Origin of the sequence: Paraburkholderia tagetis (assembly GCF_022213065.1) — a bacterium.
GTDB classification, from domain to species: Bacteria; Pseudomonadota; Gammaproteobacteria; order Burkholderiales; family Burkholderiaceae; genus Paraburkholderia; species Paraburkholderia tagetis.
Genome location: NZ_JAKLJA010000006.1, coordinates 181809 through 197088, shown reverse-complemented (window position 1 = coordinate 197088; position 15280 = coordinate 181809). Strand labels below are relative to the sequence as shown.

Sequence of the window (15280 nt, the reverse complement as noted above, 5' to 3'; positions counted from 1 at the left end):
GGAGTCAGCCGTCGCGCAGGGAGCGCAGGACGTCGCCCGTATGCAGGCCGTAGCTACCCGACTGGCGGTCGGCGAAAAAGAAGCGCAGGGTCTGGCCGACGGTGGGGAACGCGATGTCGTCCCACGGAATTTCGTGTTCTTCGAAGAGGCGCACTTCGAGGCTTTCTTCGCCGGCTTCGACATCGATGTCGAGCAGGCGCGCGAGATAGAACAAATGCACCTGATGCACGCGCGGCACGTTCAGCAGCGAAAAGAGGCTCTGCACCTCGACGCGCGCGCCGGCTTCCTCGAGCGTCTCGCGGGCGGCGGCTTCAGAGGTTGTCTCGCCCATCTCCATGAAGCCCGCGGGCAGCGTCCAGTAGCCGTAGCGCGGCTCGATCGCGCGGCGACACAGCAGCACCTTGTCTTCCCAGACGGGAACGGTGCCGACCACGTTGCGCGGATTCTGGTAGTGGATGGTGCCGCAGTGCGAGCAGACGTAGCGTTCGCGATTGTCGCCGGGCGGGACGAGCAGGCTGACCGCCTGACCGCAAGTCGAGCAGAATTTCATGGGCACGATAGGGGGATGGGTGATGCGAGTGTATCACCGCAGGACGCGGTGACGGGAGCGGGCACAAATCCCCGGTATAGGGGCTGGGTGCCGCGTGGTCTGCTCGCCTGTGCCCCGCTGCTTGCCGACGCGATTTATCGACGCCGGAAAAACAAAAAAGGGTTACACGCCGATGCGTTGTAACCCTTGATTGCGCTGACTGACTTTGACTTCGAGCTTTCGAACTGCTTTGAAGCTTTGGTTGCGGGGGCAGGATTTGAACCTGCGACCTTCGGGTTATGAGCCCGACGAGCTGCCAGACTGCTCCACCCCGCGTCCGTCAGAGAAAAGAATTATAGGGTAAATCCTGCGGCGGCGCAACAAGAATTATCGAATACCCTTCTGGCCACTTGCAGAACCATTGCGGACCGCGCCGGCAAGGCGCCCTCAGGGCCGCTCGCAAGGGCCGCCAGGCTAGAATCGGAGGCCCGGTTGGCGCGGCAGACAGCGCGTGCCGCCGGCTCTTTCTCTTTCCTCAGCCCCCTGACTCTGCCTCATAAGCCCTTCATGGACATCGCCCTCGATCTGCAATCGATAGCCGCGCAAGAAAACGCGCTGGTGTTCCCCCGTTTCGACGCCGATCGCGCCTGGCAGCTCGGCACCTTGTTGCGCGAGCTTGCCGTCGCGCGCTCGCATGCGCTCGCCATCGACGTGCGCACGTTTGGCCTGCCGTTGTTCACCTGCGCGCTTGCCGGCGCGACGCCCGAGAACGTCGAGTGGGCGCGTCGCAAGTCGCGCGTGGTCGAGCATTTTCGCCGTAGCTCGTATGCGATCGGCTTGCGCGTGCAGCAGTCGGGCTCCACGCTCGCCGAAAAGAACGGCCTGCCGGTCGCCGATTTCGCCACGCATGGTGGCGCGTTTCCGCTGATCGTCGCGGGCGCCGGTGTGATCGGCTCGGTGACGGTTTCGGGCCTGCCGCAGCGCCTCGATCACGAACTTGTGGTCGAGGCGCTGTGCGCCCATCTCGACGCCGACTACAGCAAGCTCGCGCTTGCGAAGGCCTGACGCGATGCGCATGTCTCCCTGGATCATTCTCACCATCGCGATCGTCGCGGAGGTCATCGCTACATCCGCGCTGCGCGCTTCGAACGGTTTTTCGCGGCTCGTGCCCTCGGCGGTGGTCGTCGCCGGTTATGGCGTTGCGTTCTACTGTCTTTCGCTCACGCTCAAGAACCTGCCCGTGGGCATCGTCTACGCCGTCTGGTCCGGCGTAGGCATTGTGCTCATCACGCTCGTTGCCATAGTGCTCTACAGGCAGGTGCCGGATCTGCCAGCCGTGCTCGGTCTCGGGCTCATCGTGGCAGGCGTGCTCGTTCTGAATCTGTTTTCGAAAATGCAGGCTCACTAAGACTTGGCTTAACGTTCGGGCGGCACGATGCGAATGCCGCAGCCCGCGACGGTCTCGCGGCTTCGTTCACCTTCGGGCGTGGCCGCGTCTTCCCACAGGCTGATCGCGCGCGAAACGTCGATGCCATTTTCCTGTGCATAGGCGAACCAGCGGCTCGCGGCCTGCGGCTCGGGTATCTCGCGGGTTTCTTCGAAGTATTGGCCCCTCAGGTACGTTTCCATGGTTCTCCTAGATCGACCAGAGTTAGCGCTCGGGTCCCGTGCAAAGCCGTGCTTGCACTAATGAAAGGTTGTGTGGCGCGTATTTTATTCGTGCCACACGAGTAGCAGTGTTGCAGGTTCCGCGCCCGGTCGTCCACCGCTTGCGCGACGGCTGATACAAGCGGTGCCGGCGATGCCAGCGATGGACCCCTTTGCGGCGTGCTGCGGGTAACATGGAACGCGATCCCGCCGTCCGCCGGCGCGGGTTTTCTTCTGCAGATTTTCCAACGGGGCTGGACATGGATATCCGATTTCCTGCCGAGGCGCCGTCCTGGCACGATGCGAATCTCACCGTGGTATTTCCCGCGCTGGTGGACGGCGCGCGCGTGCCTTGCGCGATCTCCGTCGAAGCGCTCGAAGATCATTTCGGTGCGCCATCCACCGGACGCGAGGCGTGGATGCAGGCGTTCGATGCGGGACGCCCGCGTATCGAGGCCGTGGCGCGCGAGCATCTGGAACTCAGCAACGGCACTCCCGTACTGCTCAAAAGCGGCCATTTCCCGCCGGGTCGTTTGTTTTCCTGACGATGCCGCGTATGCCGGCGCCCGTTTTTTCGGCACGCCGGTTCGAGAATCGCGCCCGAGTCCAGACATGAACACAGCCGAACCCAAAGGCCATGGTGCCGCCGCGCTTCGCGTGGCACTTCGTGCACGCATACTGGATGCCGCACGCCGCATCGTGACGCGCGACGGGCTTCATGCGCTTTCGATGCGCAGGCTCGCAGAAGCAATCGGCTATTCGCCCGCTTCGCTCTATCTGCATTTCGACAGTCGCGACGAGATCGCCCGTGCGCTCGGACGCGAGGGATTTGCGCAGTTGCTTACGCACCTCGAGCCGTCCGCGCGGATCGGCGACCCTTGGGAGCGGCTTCACGCACTGGCGCACGCCTATGTCACATTCGGACGCACGCACCAACAGGCGTATCGGCTCATGTACATGGAGCGGGACGAGGGCGGCGGTTCAGGGACGCATGCGAGAGGTCGCGCGACAAAGCCGGCGACGATCGAACCTCCGGCGCCTGCTGCACAGAACGATGTGATGCCTTGCGAGGAAGCCGCGCGCGTGGCGGATCTGTTCGTCGATGCGCTCGAAGCGCTCGCCACCGCAGGGCATTTGCGTCACGGCGCGCAAGGCGAGCCCGCGCTGCTCGCACACGCGTTATGGGCGTTGCTGCATGGCGTGGTGGCCTTTTCGCTGATTGGGCCGGAGTTTGCGCGCGAGGCGTCGTTGAATCCTATCGTCGATGCCGCGCTCGGTGCCTGGCTCGGCGCACCCGTGGGTGAGGGCGCAGGCGAACGGAGCGGCGCGCTGCCGCCGGCGTGTGCGGCGGACAAAACGCAGGAGGCTCCGTCGTGATAGCGCTCGCTGGGCGCGGTTCGCAGGGGCGTGTTGTGTGAGGATGGCGCGCGCCGGAGTCGGACGCGTTTTTCATAGTGCTTTCATCCTGATCGATCGATTGCCATGTCACAGGAAGCCACCGCAAGCGTCTTTGCCGCCGATGCCGAGCAGTATGTGCTCACGAAGGTCATGAACCGCATCGGCTTCATCGAACTCAATCGCCCTCAGGCGCTCAATGCGCTTTCCACGGCGATGATCCGCGCGATGCAGGCCGCACTCGATGCCTGGCGCGACGATCCCGAAGTGCTCGCCGTGATCGTGCACACGCATCATTCGCGCGCATTCTGCGCGGGCGGCGACATCCGTTTTCTCTATGAGTCGTACCGCGCCGGCGATCAGGCCGCACTCGATACGTTCTTTATCGAGGAGTACCGCCTGAATCATGAAATATTCAGTTATCCGAAGCCTTATATCGCACTGCTGAGTGGCGTGGTGATGGGTGGCGGCATGGGGATTTCGCAGGGCGCGCATCGCACCGGCGGGCTGCGCGTGGTGGGCGGCACGACGCGCATGGCGATGCCCGAGACACGCATCGGGTTTTTCCCCGATGTGGGCATGGGCTGGTTCCTCGCGCGCACGCCGGGGGCGCTCGGGCGTTATCTCGCCGTGACCGGAGAGACGATCGACGCCGATAGCGCGCTATATACAGGTCTCGCCGATGTGTTCATCGACGAATCGATGCGGCCCGCGCTGCTCGATGCGTTGCTGAGCGAGTCGTTCGCTTCGGGCGAGGCGGTGGTCGAGCGGATTCGCCGCTCGGCCGTTACGGGCGAAGAGGTGCAGAGCCGTGCCGCGCGCTCCGCGCTGGCCGTTGCGCGCGCATGGATCGACCCGCACTTTTCGCGGCCTTCGATAGCGGCGATTCTTGCGTCGCTGGAGAGCGTGCGGCGCGATGAGAAGGATGCGCAAAGCGAGTGGGCCGAACAGATCGTGGGGGTGTTGCGAGAGCGCTCGCCGTTGTCGATGGCGGTGTCGCTCGAGGCGGTATCGCTGGCGGAAGGTTCGATGGCCGACGTGTTGCGCCGCGATCTCGATCTCATGCGATCGAGCTTTGTGCAGGGCGATGTGATGGAAGGCGTACGTGCGCGCATCATCGACAAGGACAATGATCCGCGCTGGCGCTTCGCACGTATCGAGGATGTGCCGCCCGCGGACGTTCAGGCGATGTTCAAGAGCCCTTGGGACGAGGCTGAGCATCCGTTGCGGGCGTTGCCGGATTAGATCCGCGACGATGCACGGCGCGCGCGGATCTCGCGCCGCGCACGCGAGCCCGCTCAGTCTTCGCTGGTTTCGCTCATGAAGGCGCGCATGAACACGAGCGCGCCCCATCCCCAGACTGCATTCGACGCGAAGCCCATGGCGACGCGCGGCAGCATGTTGCCGCTCGGCCAGATGCCACGTAGCGGATCGATCACGAACAGCATCGCGGCGGTGAGCACGATGCCGCCGAACACGAATGCCTGCACCCACGGCGCGGGGCGCACCGGCGAGATGCGCAGCAGCCATGTCATCGGGATGGCCCACAGGGCGCACCAGATTGCGTTGACGAGGAACTCGGGCAGGCCGATCGGTGCGAACGGCTCGGTGGAGAATCCGGCGGCGTCGATGACCTGCGCCGCGTGAAGCAGCGCGAGCGTTGCCTCACGAAAGAACAGTGAGGCCAGAAAGCCGGATACGAACGGCAAAATCAGTTTTTGCATTTGGGCGCGAGGGTGCGTGGTGCGGACCGTGCACACCTGAAAGAGGCGTGAAAGCGCGGCCGGCCGGTTTATTGTCGATGTGTGCGCCATTATATCGGCGCGCCGCGCTGGTGATTGCACCTGCGTATGCTAAAGCGTCGCGCAAAGCACGAAAGTGGAAAACCTAAGCTCAAAAAAATCGTTCAAAACGCTTAGGGCCATCCCTAGACTGGGTCCCCATGAAGACGGCGCCGCCGTCACGGCCCGTCCGATTTCACCGACTCCGCTGGCTTTGCCGGTCTCCCTGTCCTTGCAATCGCATGCGCCGCGTTCTGAACTTTTCTGTCTCACGTCTCGAACAAAAGCAGGAGCAACGCATGAATGTGTTCTGGTTCATCCCGACCCACGGCGACAGCCGTTATCTGGGTACGGCCGAAGGTGCGCGCGCCGCTGACCTCGCATACTTCCAGCAGGTGGCCGTCGCGGCCGATACGCTCGGCTATGAAGGCGTCCTGCTGCCGACGGGCCGTTCGTGCGAAGACGCATGGGTCGTGGCATCGAGCCTGATCGCCGCGACGCGGCGCCTGAAGTTTCTCGTCGCGATTCGCCCGGGGCTTTCGTCGCCGGGACTGTCGGCGCGCATGGCCGCGACTTTCGATCGCCTTTCGAACGGGCGCTTGCTCATCAACGTCGTGACGGGCGGGGACGCCGCGGAGCTCGAAGGCGATGGCGTGTTCGTCGATCACGATACGCGCTATGAAATCACCGATGAATTCCTGCATATCTGGCGCAAGCTGCTCGCCGCCTCGCACACGAACGAAGCAATCGATTTCGAGGGCAAGCATTTGAGTTCGAAGCGCGGCAGGGCGCTTTATCCGCCCGTGCAGCATCCGTATCCGCCGCTGTGGTTCGGCGGCTCGTCGCCAGCGGCGCACGACATGGCGGGTGCGCACATCGATACCTATCTGACGTGGGGCGAGCCGCCCGAGGCTGTCGCAAAGAAGATCGCCGATATCCGCGCGCGTGCCGAGCGGCACGGCCGCAAGATCCGCTTCGGCATACGCATGCACGTGATCGTGCGCGAGACCGAAGACGAGGCGTGGGCCGCAGCCGAGCGCCTCATCAGCCGACTCGACGACGAGACCATCGCGCGCGCTCAGTCCGCGTTCAACAAGATGGACTCGGAAGGCCAGCGCCGCATGGCCGCGCTGCACGGCGGCAAGCGCGGCACGCGCAAGGAACTGGAGGTGTATCCGAACCTGTGGGCGGGCGTGGGCCTCGTGCGCGGCGGGGCGGGCACGGCGCTCGTCGGCAATCCGGAGCAGGTGGCCGAGCGCATGAAGGAATACGCGCAACTGGGCATCGAAACCTTCATTCTTTCTGGCTACCCTCATCTTGAGGAATCCTACCGTTTCGCCGAGCTGGTGTTTCCGCTGCTGCCGGGACGCCAGGCGAAGACGGCGGGCGGTCCGATCTCCGGTCCGTTCGGCGAAGTGGTCGGCAATCAATATCTGCCGAAGGTCAGCCAGAGCTGATCCGCAATTAGCCCGATCAATCAATCAGTCAATCAACCCGGCAGCGAGCGCAGGCGTACGCGAATGTCCATCCGCTCTCACGGCGCAAGGTGATAAGGAGAACATACCGATGACTCAATCCGCGGTGACTGCCGCCGGCGCAGCCGGCACGGCCATTGCCTCACGGGGCGGGCGGCTGTTCGCTTTCCTTGGACGCAAGGCGTTCGTACGCATCGCGCCCTGGCTCGTGCCTCTCGCGATCCTGGCCGCGTGGGAGTTGGCCGCGCGCAGCGGCGTGCTTTCCACGCGCGTGCTGCCCGAGCCGCTAGCGGTCGTGAAAGCCGCATGGTCGCTGATCGAATCGGGCGAGATGCTGCTGGACGTGCGCGTGAGCACGTGGCGCGCGCTTTCGGGCTTCGCGATCGGCGGCGGCATTGGCCTCGCGCTCGGGCTTGCCACCGGTCTCTTCAAGCCGGTCGAGACCGCGCTCGACTCGACCATCCAGATGATCCGCAACATTCCCGCGCTCGCGATGATTCCGCTCGTGATCCTCTGGTTCGGCATCGAGGAGGAGGCGAAGGTGTTTCTCGTTGCGCTCGGCGTGTTCTTCCCCGTGTATGTGAATACCTTCCACGGCATCCGCTCGGTGGATGCGAACCTCATCGAAATGGCGCGCAGTTATGGCCTCAGGGGCTTCGCGCTCTATCGCGAAGTGATCCTGCCGGGGGCGCTGCCGTCGATTCTCGTGGGCGTGCGCTTCGCGCTCGGGTTGATGTGGGTGACGCTGATTGTCGCCGAGACGATTTCCGCCCAGTCGGGCATCGGCTATATGACGATGAACGCGCGCGAGTTTCTCCAGACCGACGTGGTGGTGGTCGGCATTCTGCTTTACGCCGCGCTCGGCAAGCTCGCCGACTGGCTCGCCAAGTGGCTCGAGCGCGTCGCGCTGCGCTGGCACCCCGCATATCAACAAGGGAGCGATGCATGAACGCAAGCACGTTGGCAGTTCATTTCGGCGGCGTCGCGGGCCGCGATCTCGAAGCCGAGGTCGAACTGCCGCGCACTCAGGAGCGCGAGGCGCACGAAGCCGACGAGCCGCGCGGCACGTGGCGCACGCATGCCGACGATCGGAACACGAGCACCGCAGGCGTGGCCGAAACGCTCAGAGCCGCGGCGGCGCGCAGCGATGCTCGCGCGCACGATCCCGCCGTCGAATTGCGCGGCGTGGGCAAGCGGTACGGCGAGCGCGTCGTGCTCGACGGCTTTGATCTCTCGATCGAGCGCGGCAGCTTCGTGGCGATCGTGGGGCGAAGCGGCTGCGGGAAATCCACGCTGCTGCGTCTCGTTGCCGGGCTCGAAGCGCCCGATGCTGGCGAGCTTACGCGGCGCGACGAGCGCGGCGCGGCGCTCGAGACGCGCATGATGTTTCAGGACGCGCGGCTCTTGCCATGGAAGACGGTGCTCCAGAACGTGATGCTGGGACTTGGGCGCGGTGCGCGCGACGACGCGCGCGCGGTGCTCGACGAAGTGGGGCTGCTCGCGCGCGCCGACGAGTGGCCCGCGCGGCTCTCGGGCGGCGAGCGTCAGCGCGTGGCGCTGGCACGGGCGCTGGTGCATCGGCCGAGCCTGCTGCTGCTCGACGAGCCGCTTGGCGCGCTCGACGCGCTCACGCGCATCGAAATGCATGCGCTGATCGAGCGCCTCTGGCGCGAGCATCGCTTTACCGCGTTGCTGGTCACCCACGACGTGCATGAGGCCGTCGCGCTGGGCGATCGCATCCTGCTGGTGGAGCAGGGCCGCATCGCACTCGACCAGCGTGTGCCGCTCGAACGTCCGCGTGCCCGCGCCGACGCCCGCTTTGCCGCGCTCGAAGAACGCGTATTGCAGCGCGTGCTGGGCAGCGAGACGCCCGCGGGCGCGCATGCACCGCAGGCCGAGGAAACGCCTTACGGCCTGCGTCCCGCGGATGTGCGCTGGGCTGTCTGAACGCATCGCGAAGTACTTGTCCCCGTGATTTTCGTCTATCAATGTCAGGAGCCGATTCAATGAGTATTTCTGCCATCAACGTGCGTAACCAGTTCCGCGGCAAGGTCAAGGAGATCATCCGCGGGCCTGTGGTCTCGGAAGTGGACGTCGACACGCCGTTTGGCGTGGTCACGTCGGTCATCACGACGCGCTCGATCGACGAACTCGAGTTGAAGGTCGGCTCGGAAGTGGTCGCGCTCGTGAAGTCGACGGAGGTGTCGATCGCGCGTTTTTGAGTTGCGTGGTCGCCGCTTATTAATCGCTTTTCAGTCGCGTATTGGCCGCCTTGCGGAGCGTGCAAGCGGCTTTTTATGCGGGCGGTTGTGTGCCCGGCCTGGAAGTGCGAGGATGGACCGGCAAGCCACGACGGAGAGACGATCATGGAGCCGAAAGGCATCGACATGGGCGACTACGAGGAGCGCTATAAGGACTACGACGTCGAGGTCGCGGTCGAACAGGTGCTTACGGGCGTGAAGGCACACTATCGCGTGCTCAAGGCCGGCGCCGTGATAGCGGACTGGCAACTGGTCCATATCGACCGTCTCTGGTCGACCGAGCACGCCGCCGCCGAGGCGGGTTTCGAGGCGGCCCGCGCGTGGATCGACAGCGGCGCCGCGCAATAATCAGGCAGGATGTGCGCCGCTTTTACGCGGGTTCGGATAATGGCGTGCGGGATTGAATTTATCGGGGCCGACAAACAGCAGCAGCACCATGCCGATCTGGCCAAGCGGCATGGCTGCCGTCAACCACCACCACCATCCACTCATACCGATATCGTGGAGCCGGCGCACCATTGCGGCAACGGGAATCCAGAATGCCACGCAGGCAATCACGATGCCGAGAATCGCGGCGGGAAGCGTATTGCCGCGATCGACTTCGGGCATGAGGGTATCGAGCGCGAAAACGAAGACCAGAAACAGCGCCATCGTGATGGCGTACTCGCGGCGCGTGGCGCGGCCGGAAAGCGTGAAGCGTCGTTCAAGCCACTTTTCCATGTGTGATCGATTTTTCCGTCGTCGATGGAGCTTTATAGGGGTTATCTCGCTGTGGAGCGCGATTTTACGCAATGGCCGCGGTGGGGTGGACGCGGGGTACCGGCGATATTATCGAGTTTATTGATTTGGCGTCCTGCAGATTATTCGTTATGAATTTATTGGCTGAATTGAGCCGCTAATGCGCTTCTCCGGAGTGCTGGAGAAATATCTGCGTGAAACCCGGAAAGCAAAAAGCCCAGTTCAATGAACTGGGCTTTTTGCTTGAATGCTTGGGGTGGCTGATGGGACTCGAACCCACGACAACAGGAATCACAATCCTGGACTCTACCAACTGAGCTACAGCCACCGCTGTTACTGCTTTCTTGCTGGCGCTGCTTTGTGAGCGGCGTCAATCAAGAAGCAAGATTATATACACAGGGGAACGGACTTGCCTAGTCCCTTTATTCAAATATTTCGGAAGAAAGCTCGGCCGTCGGCTCCACGACGCTGTCCATCGGGCCGCGCAGGTGCGCGCGTGCTTCCTCGAAGATCGCGAGGTCGGCCTTGGCAAGCTTGCGGTTGTCCGATAGCACACGTCGCCAGCCGCGCGCGCCGGCTTCGCCGCGATACAGCCCCAGTGCGTGACGCGTGATCGCACCCAGATACGTGCCGCGCGCAATTTCGCTTGCGCAGTACGCCACCAGCTTCGCTTCGACCTCGTCGCGCGTGAGCGCCGGTTCGCTCGCGCCATAGAAGCGTGCATCGACATCGGCCAGCACGTAGGGGTTGTGGTAAGCCTCGCGTCCGAGCATCACGCCATCGACGTGCTCGAGATGCACAGCTACCTCGTCGAGCGTCTTGATGCCGCCGTTGATGATGATTTCGAGTTGCGGGAAATCGCGCTTGAGCTTCCACGCGTACTCGTACTTGAGCGGCGGGATCTCGCGGTTTTCCTTCGGGCTCAGGCCTTTCAGGATGGCGTTGCGCGCATGGACGATGAAAACCGTGCAGCCCGCATCCGCGATGGTGCCGACGAAATCGCGCACGAACGCGTAATCCTCGACCGCATCCACGCCGATGCGGTGCTTGACCGTCACCGGCACCGAGACCGCGTCGCGCATTGCCTTCACGCAGTCGGCCACGAGCTGCGGCTCGTTCATCAGGCACGCGCCGAACGCGCCGCGCTGGACGCGCTCCGACGGGCAGCCGCAGTTCAGATTGATCTCGTCGTAGCCCCATTGCTCGCCGAGTTTGGCCGAGCGTGCGAGGTCGGCCGGTTCGCTGCCGCCCAGTTGCAGCGCGACGGGCGCTTCCTCGGGCGCGAACGCCAGATGGCGCGGCACGTCGCCGTGGAGCAGGGCGCCCGTCGTCACCATCTCCGTATACAGCCACGTGTGCCGGGAGACGAAACGGTGCAGCGAGCGACAGTGGCGGTCAGTCCAATCCATCATCGGTGCAACGGACACGCGGCGGGGACTGGCGATACGGTTGGCGGACATGGCAAATCGGTGCGCGAGAGGCGCGGCAGGCGTGGATCAACCTTTTATTTTATCGCAAGCCGACAAACGGGTTCTCGGCGATTTTGCGCCGCGGACATGGCCGCGACGTGCGCAAGACCTTTGCGCAAAGGCTCGCAGGGAGCGCTCCCCGTCCGATTGACGGAGCGAAAGACCCTTCCGGCGTTATGTAATCCACCGCCCGCGTTGTGCGTCGCGCCAAAAATTTTGGGGCGCATTTTTAGGGTCTGTTCGGCGCTCAGGCATGCCAGGACTGGCAGAGGCGATTGTTCCCGGAGCTGGAATAGTAAATTCGGATTATCGTGATTATTTTCTGATAGTAGGTGTATACACTAGTTCTCACTGACGCAGCTGATGGGCACTGACCTCCCAGGCGCGGCGCCATTCCCGAACCGCAATCAAACCTGATATTGGAGTCCACCATGAAGACCAAACTGATCGCAGCGCTGCTGGTCGCAGCTTCCGCTTCTATCGCCGCTCCGGCGTTCGCCAGCGGCTATGGCCCGGCCCCGTTCTATCGTCCGAATGTTGGCGCACCGGCTTCGCAACAAGGCCAGAGCGCCCAGACCGTGACGGCCGAGCGCGCCCAGCAACAAGGCGTCGATTCGTCATACGGCGGTGTGGCGAATATGGCGACCCAGTCGGGCAGCCGCAGCGCGCAAACGCCGCGCGCGCAGCAAGTGTTCTTCGGCCAGTAAGCCTCTCGCTGTCTGCGCTGACAGAAGCGCCGCCCGCCAGCCGGGCGGCTCGAACGCCGGGTGTCCTCAGGACCCCGGCGTTTTGCATTGCGTGTGCGCGATGCCGATGAAGCGGGGGCGTGCCGGTCGACGGGGCGGTCGCGCCGGGCATGCTCACGGCGCGGTCCGCACGCGCTGGTCGATCGCCTCGCGCATGCGATCGAAGGCGGCGTCGAATGCGTTGTCCTGGGTGGGAAAGCGTCCGGCGGCGATGCCGTCGATGGGCACGTTGGCGTGCGTGTTGCCGGTGAGGCTGTGTATCATCTGGGTCGATACGAAATAGCCGGCCGCATGATCGCCGTCCACGCCGGCCGTCATGTCGAATCCCATGTATTCGTAGCTGCGTCGGTTTTCCATGCCTTGCTCTCCTCTGGCGTTCCTGCTGATTTTGGCACGACTCGCTGGCACGACTCGTTGGCGCGGCGCTGCACGAAGAGCAGCCCAATCCCGCGCCTTGAATTTGGCTTGATCAAGCGTTGCGCGTGCTGGCATCATGCGGCGCGCGCTGTCCGATCAGCCTGTTCTACCGGATGCGCCTTGCTTGACCTGCTCGACCGATCATCCGACCCCGAGCCCCTTAGCGGAGTATCACTACAATGACGAGCGCACGTAACGCGCAGCCACACCAATCGCCGCCCTCCTGGGGCTGGCCCCTTTTTATTCTGCTGGCCGTGGCCGGTCTGTTCTATGTGAAGTGGTTTCCGTATTACCACCGTGCATTTACGGCCGAGGCCACGCATTCGATCGGCAAGTCCATTCTGATGGGCGGCGAGGCGAGCGCGCCTGAGCCATCGTTCGCCGCCGCACTCGACTATGCCTGGACCTACGGCAAGGCGATCTGGCAGGCGATGGTGCTGGGTCTGCTGCTCGGCTCGGGGGTGCAGGCGCTGTTGCCGGCGCGGTGGATCACGCGCGTGCTGGGACGCCACGGTTTCGGCAGCGTGGCGGCGGGCGGCCTGCTCGCGGTGCCCGGCATGATGTGCACGTGCTGCGCGGCGCCCGTCGTGGCGGGGCTGCGCGCGCGTAATGCGTCGCCGGGTGGGGCGATCGCGTTCTGGCTCGGCAATTCGGTCCTTAATCCTGCGACGCTCGTGTTCATGGGCTTCGTGCTGGGCTGGCAGTGGAGCGCGCTGCGTCTCGTGCTGGGGCTCTTGATGGTGTTCGGCCTCGGCTGGCTCGCGAACCGGTTCGTGTCGCACGACGAGGTGCTGGAGGCCGACGTCCGGCTCGCGATGTTCGCGCAGGAGCAGGCCGAAGCCGGCAATGTATTCATGCGCTGGCTGCGGCTGTTCGTGCGCATGGCCGTGCGGCTCGTGCCGGAATACATCGTGCTCGTGCTGTTGCTGGGCGCGGCGCGTGCGTGGCTCTTTCCTCACATCGGGCCTGAGGTCGCCAGCAGTCTCGGCTGGATCGTCGTTTTCGCGGTGGCCGGCATGCTGTTCGTGATCCCCACCGCCGGCGAGGTGCCTATCATTCAGGCGATGCTCGCACTCGGCATGGGCGTGGGGCCGGCGGGCGCGCTGCTGATGACGCTGCCGCCCGTGAGCCTGCCGTCGTTCGCGATGCTGGCAGGCTCGTTCCGGGTGCGTACGCTGGCGCTGGTGGGCACGGTGGTCGTGCTGTTCGGCGTCGTGGCGGGGCTGGCGACGGTCGCGCTGGGTTTTTAGGGCCTGCTGCCTGTGATTAGCGCGAACAGGCCCTAAGATAACGGTCACGTATCAACGGCGGATTGCCGGCCAGCCGGCTGGCCGTCCGCACAGAACAGGGCTGCGGCCCAGGAACCGCCATGGCAAAGCAAAAGACGAATCCGAAACTCGAACAGGCGCTGACACGAGGCGACCTCGCCATCCGGCAGGCCAACTCGGCTCGCGCAACGGCGGTTTTGCGCGCGCTCGGCAAGATGATCGTTGAGGCATCGGCGACCATTGGCGTCGAGGCGCACACGTCGATTCCCGACGGCGATCGCATCTATGACCCAGCGGACGGCCTCTGGCCGCAGCAATTGCTGATTTCGCTCGATGACCCTGTAGAGGATGCGGACCCGGAAGAGATCCGCACGATCCGCCTGCTCGCTCAGTCACAGTCCACGCAGTTCCGTGTCGAATGGCATCGCGCCGACGGCAAGATCGGACGCCATGAGGGCGGTCCGTTTGCTACGGTCGCGTTCATTTCAGATGTCGACATTCCTTGGGGCGACGACGAGGACTGAGGTTCTTCCGAACTCCGCATTGCGCCCGAGTTGCGCCTGAAACCAGGCGCGGAGGGCGCAAGCCCGCGGCGTGCCGGGCGCGGACGTCCGGCATCGTCCGTCCGGCAGCGGCCGTGTAAGCCTCAGCGCGCTAGCGCATCATGCGCCTGCGGAACAGAATCGAAGCGATGCCGAAGGGCACCACCACATAAAGCACGAGCACGACGAGATGCAGGCCCGCGTGCTCGATCGGGCGCCCGAGCATGGCTGGGCGAATCAGGTCCACGGCGTGCGCGAGCGGCAGCATCAGCGTGACGTGTTGCGCGGCCGCGGGCAATTGCGTGATCGGGAAGAACACGCCCGAAAGCAGCAGCATCGGCGTGAGCACGAGCGTCTGATAGAACATGAAGAAGTCATAGGACGGCGCGAGCGCGGTGACGATCATCGCGCAGCTCGCGAACGCGAGTCCCGCGAGCACGATCACGGGCAGCGCGAGCAGCATCGACGGAAAGCTCGCGTAGCCGAGCAGACCCGCCACGATCATGATGGCCACCCCCGAAAGCACCGACTTGCTGGCCGCCCACACGACCTCGCCGAGCACCACGTCGCCGAGCGAGAGCGGCGTGTGCATGATCGCCTCCCATGTGCGCTGCACGTGCATGCGCGAGAAGCCTGAATACATCGACTCGAAGCTCGCCGACATCATCACCGAGGACGACACCGTGCCCGCCGCCAGAAACGCGATATACGAAACGCCGTCGACGTGGCCGACCATCAGACCGAGCCCGAAGCCGAGGCCGAACAGATAGATCATCGGATCGGCGAGATTGCCGAACATCGAGGCGATCGCAAGCTTGCGCCAGACGAGATAATTGCGCCGCCACACGGCGATCCAGTGCGTCGCGTTCGACGGCAACGCTGCCCGCGGCTCGCGCATGGGCGACGCGGCGGAGCGCGTGGGCGGCGGGGATTGAGTGCGTGTCTGCATGGCTGTGGGTGGATGCGGTCGGAGCCGGTGCTTCAGGAGTGAGTCCTGCCGTGGTTGATCGTG

20 protein-coding genes and 2 tRNA genes are annotated in these 15280 nt (G+C 64.3%); 13 read left to right on the top strand and 9 right to left on the bottom strand.

Annotated features, from left to right (window positions below; translation table 11 throughout):
- Positions 1 to 4 precede the first annotated feature (4 nt).
- Together L5014_RS11055 and L5014_RS11050 are read right to left on the bottom strand one after the other, a co-directional pair.
- Positions 5 to 550, bottom strand: a complete 546-nt coding sequence (locus L5014_RS11055) for an NUDIX hydrolase (RefSeq protein WP_238463654.1) — start codon at positions 548 to 550, stop codon at positions 5 to 7.
- A 238-nt stretch (positions 551 to 788) separates the two neighbouring features.
- Positions 789 to 865, bottom strand: a tRNA-Met gene (locus tag L5014_RS11050).
- A 231-nt stretch (positions 866 to 1096) separates the two neighbouring features.
- Between L5014_RS11050 and L5014_RS11045 the strand changes: the two genes are divergently transcribed.
- Together L5014_RS11045 and L5014_RS11040 are read left to right on the top strand one after the other, a co-directional pair.
- A complete protein-coding gene (locus tag L5014_RS11045) occupies positions 1097 to 1594 on the top strand; it encodes a heme-degrading domain-containing protein (RefSeq protein ID WP_238463653.1) in 498 nt (165 codons plus the stop codon).
- Positions 1595 to 1604: 10 nt separating this feature from the next.
- Entirely contained in the window at positions 1605 to 1937 is a 333-nt protein-coding gene (locus tag L5014_RS11040) for a DMT family transporter (protein ID WP_238463652.1), read from the top strand.
- 8 nt (positions 1938 to 1945) lie between these two features.
- Here L5014_RS11040 and L5014_RS11035 read toward each other — a convergent pair whose 3' ends face one another.
- Positions 1946 to 2158 (bottom strand): hypothetical protein, encoded by a 213-nt coding sequence (locus L5014_RS11035; protein WP_238463651.1) that lies wholly within the window; start codon positions 2156 to 2158, stop codon positions 1946 to 1948.
- A gap of 278 nt (positions 2159 to 2436) precedes the next feature.
- Here L5014_RS11035 and L5014_RS11030 point away from each other — a divergent pair, with 278 nt between their 5' ends.
- From L5014_RS11030 to L5014_RS11020, 3 genes are all read left to right on the top strand, one after another.
- Positions 2437 to 2721, top strand: a complete 285-nt coding sequence (locus tag L5014_RS11030; protein WP_338019279.1) for a DUF1488 family protein — start codon at positions 2437 to 2439, stop codon at positions 2719 to 2721.
- 67 nt (positions 2722 to 2788) lie between these two features.
- Positions 2789 to 3553 (top strand): TetR/AcrR family transcriptional regulator, encoded by a 765-nt coding sequence (locus L5014_RS11025; RefSeq protein ID WP_238463649.1) that lies wholly within the window; start codon positions 2789 to 2791, stop codon positions 3551 to 3553.
- 105 nt (positions 3554 to 3658) lie between these two features.
- Entirely contained in the window at positions 3659 to 4816 is a 1158-nt protein-coding gene (locus tag L5014_RS11020; protein WP_238463648.1) for an enoyl-CoA hydratase/isomerase family protein, read from the top strand.
- A 53-nt stretch (positions 4817 to 4869) separates the two neighbouring features.
- Here L5014_RS11020 and L5014_RS11015 read toward each other — a convergent pair whose 3' ends face one another.
- Complete coding sequence (locus tag L5014_RS11015; RefSeq protein ID WP_238463647.1) at positions 4870 to 5295, bottom strand: hypothetical protein; 426 nt, start codon at positions 5293 to 5295, stop codon at positions 4870 to 4872.
- Between the two features lie 356 nt (positions 5296 to 5651).
- Here L5014_RS11015 and ssuD point away from each other — a divergent pair, with 356 nt between their 5' ends.
- From ssuD to L5014_RS10990, 5 genes are all read left to right on the top strand, one after another.
- On the top strand, positions 5652 to 6809 hold the full coding sequence (ssuD, locus tag L5014_RS11010; protein WP_238463646.1) for an FMNH2-dependent alkanesulfonate monooxygenase: 1158 nt from the start codon (positions 5652 to 5654) through the stop codon (positions 6807 to 6809).
- 109 nt (positions 6810 to 6918) lie between these two features.
- Positions 6919 to 7776: an aliphatic sulfonate ABC transporter permease SsuC gene (ssuC, locus tag L5014_RS11005; protein WP_238463645.1), complete on the top strand. Its 858-nt coding sequence runs from the start codon at positions 6919 to 6921 to the stop codon at positions 7774 to 7776.
- Positions 7773 to 8774, top strand: coding sequence for an ATP-binding cassette domain-containing protein (locus L5014_RS11000; protein ID WP_238463644.1), 1002 nt, complete (start codon positions 7773 to 7775; stop codon positions 8772 to 8774). The genes ssuC and L5014_RS11000 overlap by 4 nt, the downstream gene beginning before the upstream one ends.
- Positions 8775 to 8833: 59 nt before the next feature.
- The gene (locus L5014_RS10995; RefSeq protein ID WP_238463643.1) at positions 8834 to 9049 is read left to right on the top strand and encodes a TOBE domain-containing protein; all 216 of its coding nucleotides are present in this window, start codon (positions 8834 to 8836) and stop codon (positions 9047 to 9049) included.
- Between the two features lie 144 nt (positions 9050 to 9193).
- Positions 9194 to 9436 (top strand): hypothetical protein, encoded by a 243-nt coding sequence (locus L5014_RS10990; protein WP_238463642.1) that lies wholly within the window; start codon positions 9194 to 9196, stop codon positions 9434 to 9436.
- On the opposite strand, the gene L5014_RS10985 is transcribed toward L5014_RS10990, so the two are convergent.
- The 3 genes from L5014_RS10985 to dusA form a co-directional block, all read right to left on the bottom strand.
- Positions 9437 to 9808 (bottom strand): DUF805 domain-containing protein, encoded by a 372-nt coding sequence (locus L5014_RS10985; RefSeq protein ID WP_238463641.1) that lies wholly within the window; start codon positions 9806 to 9808, stop codon positions 9437 to 9439. It abuts the gene before it with no gap.
- A 270-nt stretch (positions 9809 to 10078) separates the two neighbouring features.
- A tRNA-His gene (locus L5014_RS10980) sits at positions 10079 to 10154 on the bottom strand.
- 94 nt (positions 10155 to 10248) lie between these two features.
- Positions 10249 to 11286 carry a tRNA dihydrouridine(20/20a) synthase DusA gene (gene dusA, locus L5014_RS10975; RefSeq protein WP_238463640.1) on the bottom strand — a complete coding sequence of 346 codons (1038 nt, stop codon included), beginning with the start codon at positions 11284 to 11286 and terminating at the stop codon, positions 10249 to 10251.
- A gap of 440 nt (positions 11287 to 11726) precedes the next feature.
- Between dusA and L5014_RS10970 the strand changes: the two genes are divergently transcribed.
- Entirely contained in the window at positions 11727 to 12002 is a 276-nt protein-coding gene (locus tag L5014_RS10970) for a hypothetical protein (RefSeq protein WP_238463639.1), read from the top strand.
- A 153-nt stretch (positions 12003 to 12155) separates the two neighbouring features.
- Here L5014_RS10970 and L5014_RS10965 read toward each other — a convergent pair whose 3' ends face one another.
- Positions 12156 to 12398: a hypothetical protein gene (locus tag L5014_RS10965; protein WP_238463638.1), complete on the bottom strand. Its 243-nt coding sequence runs from the start codon at positions 12396 to 12398 to the stop codon at positions 12156 to 12158.
- 239 nt (positions 12399 to 12637) lie between these two features.
- Between L5014_RS10965 and L5014_RS10960 the strand changes: the two genes are divergently transcribed.
- Positions 12638 to 13708 carry a permease gene (locus L5014_RS10960; RefSeq protein ID WP_238463637.1) on the top strand — a complete coding sequence of 357 codons (1071 nt, stop codon included), beginning with the start codon at positions 12638 to 12640 and terminating at the stop codon, positions 13706 to 13708.
- Between the two features lie 119 nt (positions 13709 to 13827).
- Positions 13828 to 14250, top strand: a complete 423-nt coding sequence (locus L5014_RS10955) for a hypothetical protein (protein WP_238463636.1) — start codon at positions 13828 to 13830, stop codon at positions 14248 to 14250.
- Positions 14251 to 14380: 130 nt separating this feature from the next.
- Here L5014_RS10955 and L5014_RS10950 read toward each other — a convergent pair whose 3' ends face one another.
- The gene (locus L5014_RS10950) at positions 14381 to 15217 is read right to left on the bottom strand and encodes an ABC transporter permease (RefSeq protein ID WP_420800053.1); all 837 of its coding nucleotides are present in this window, start codon (positions 15215 to 15217) and stop codon (positions 14381 to 14383) included.
- Positions 15218 to 15280 lie beyond the last annotated feature (63 nt).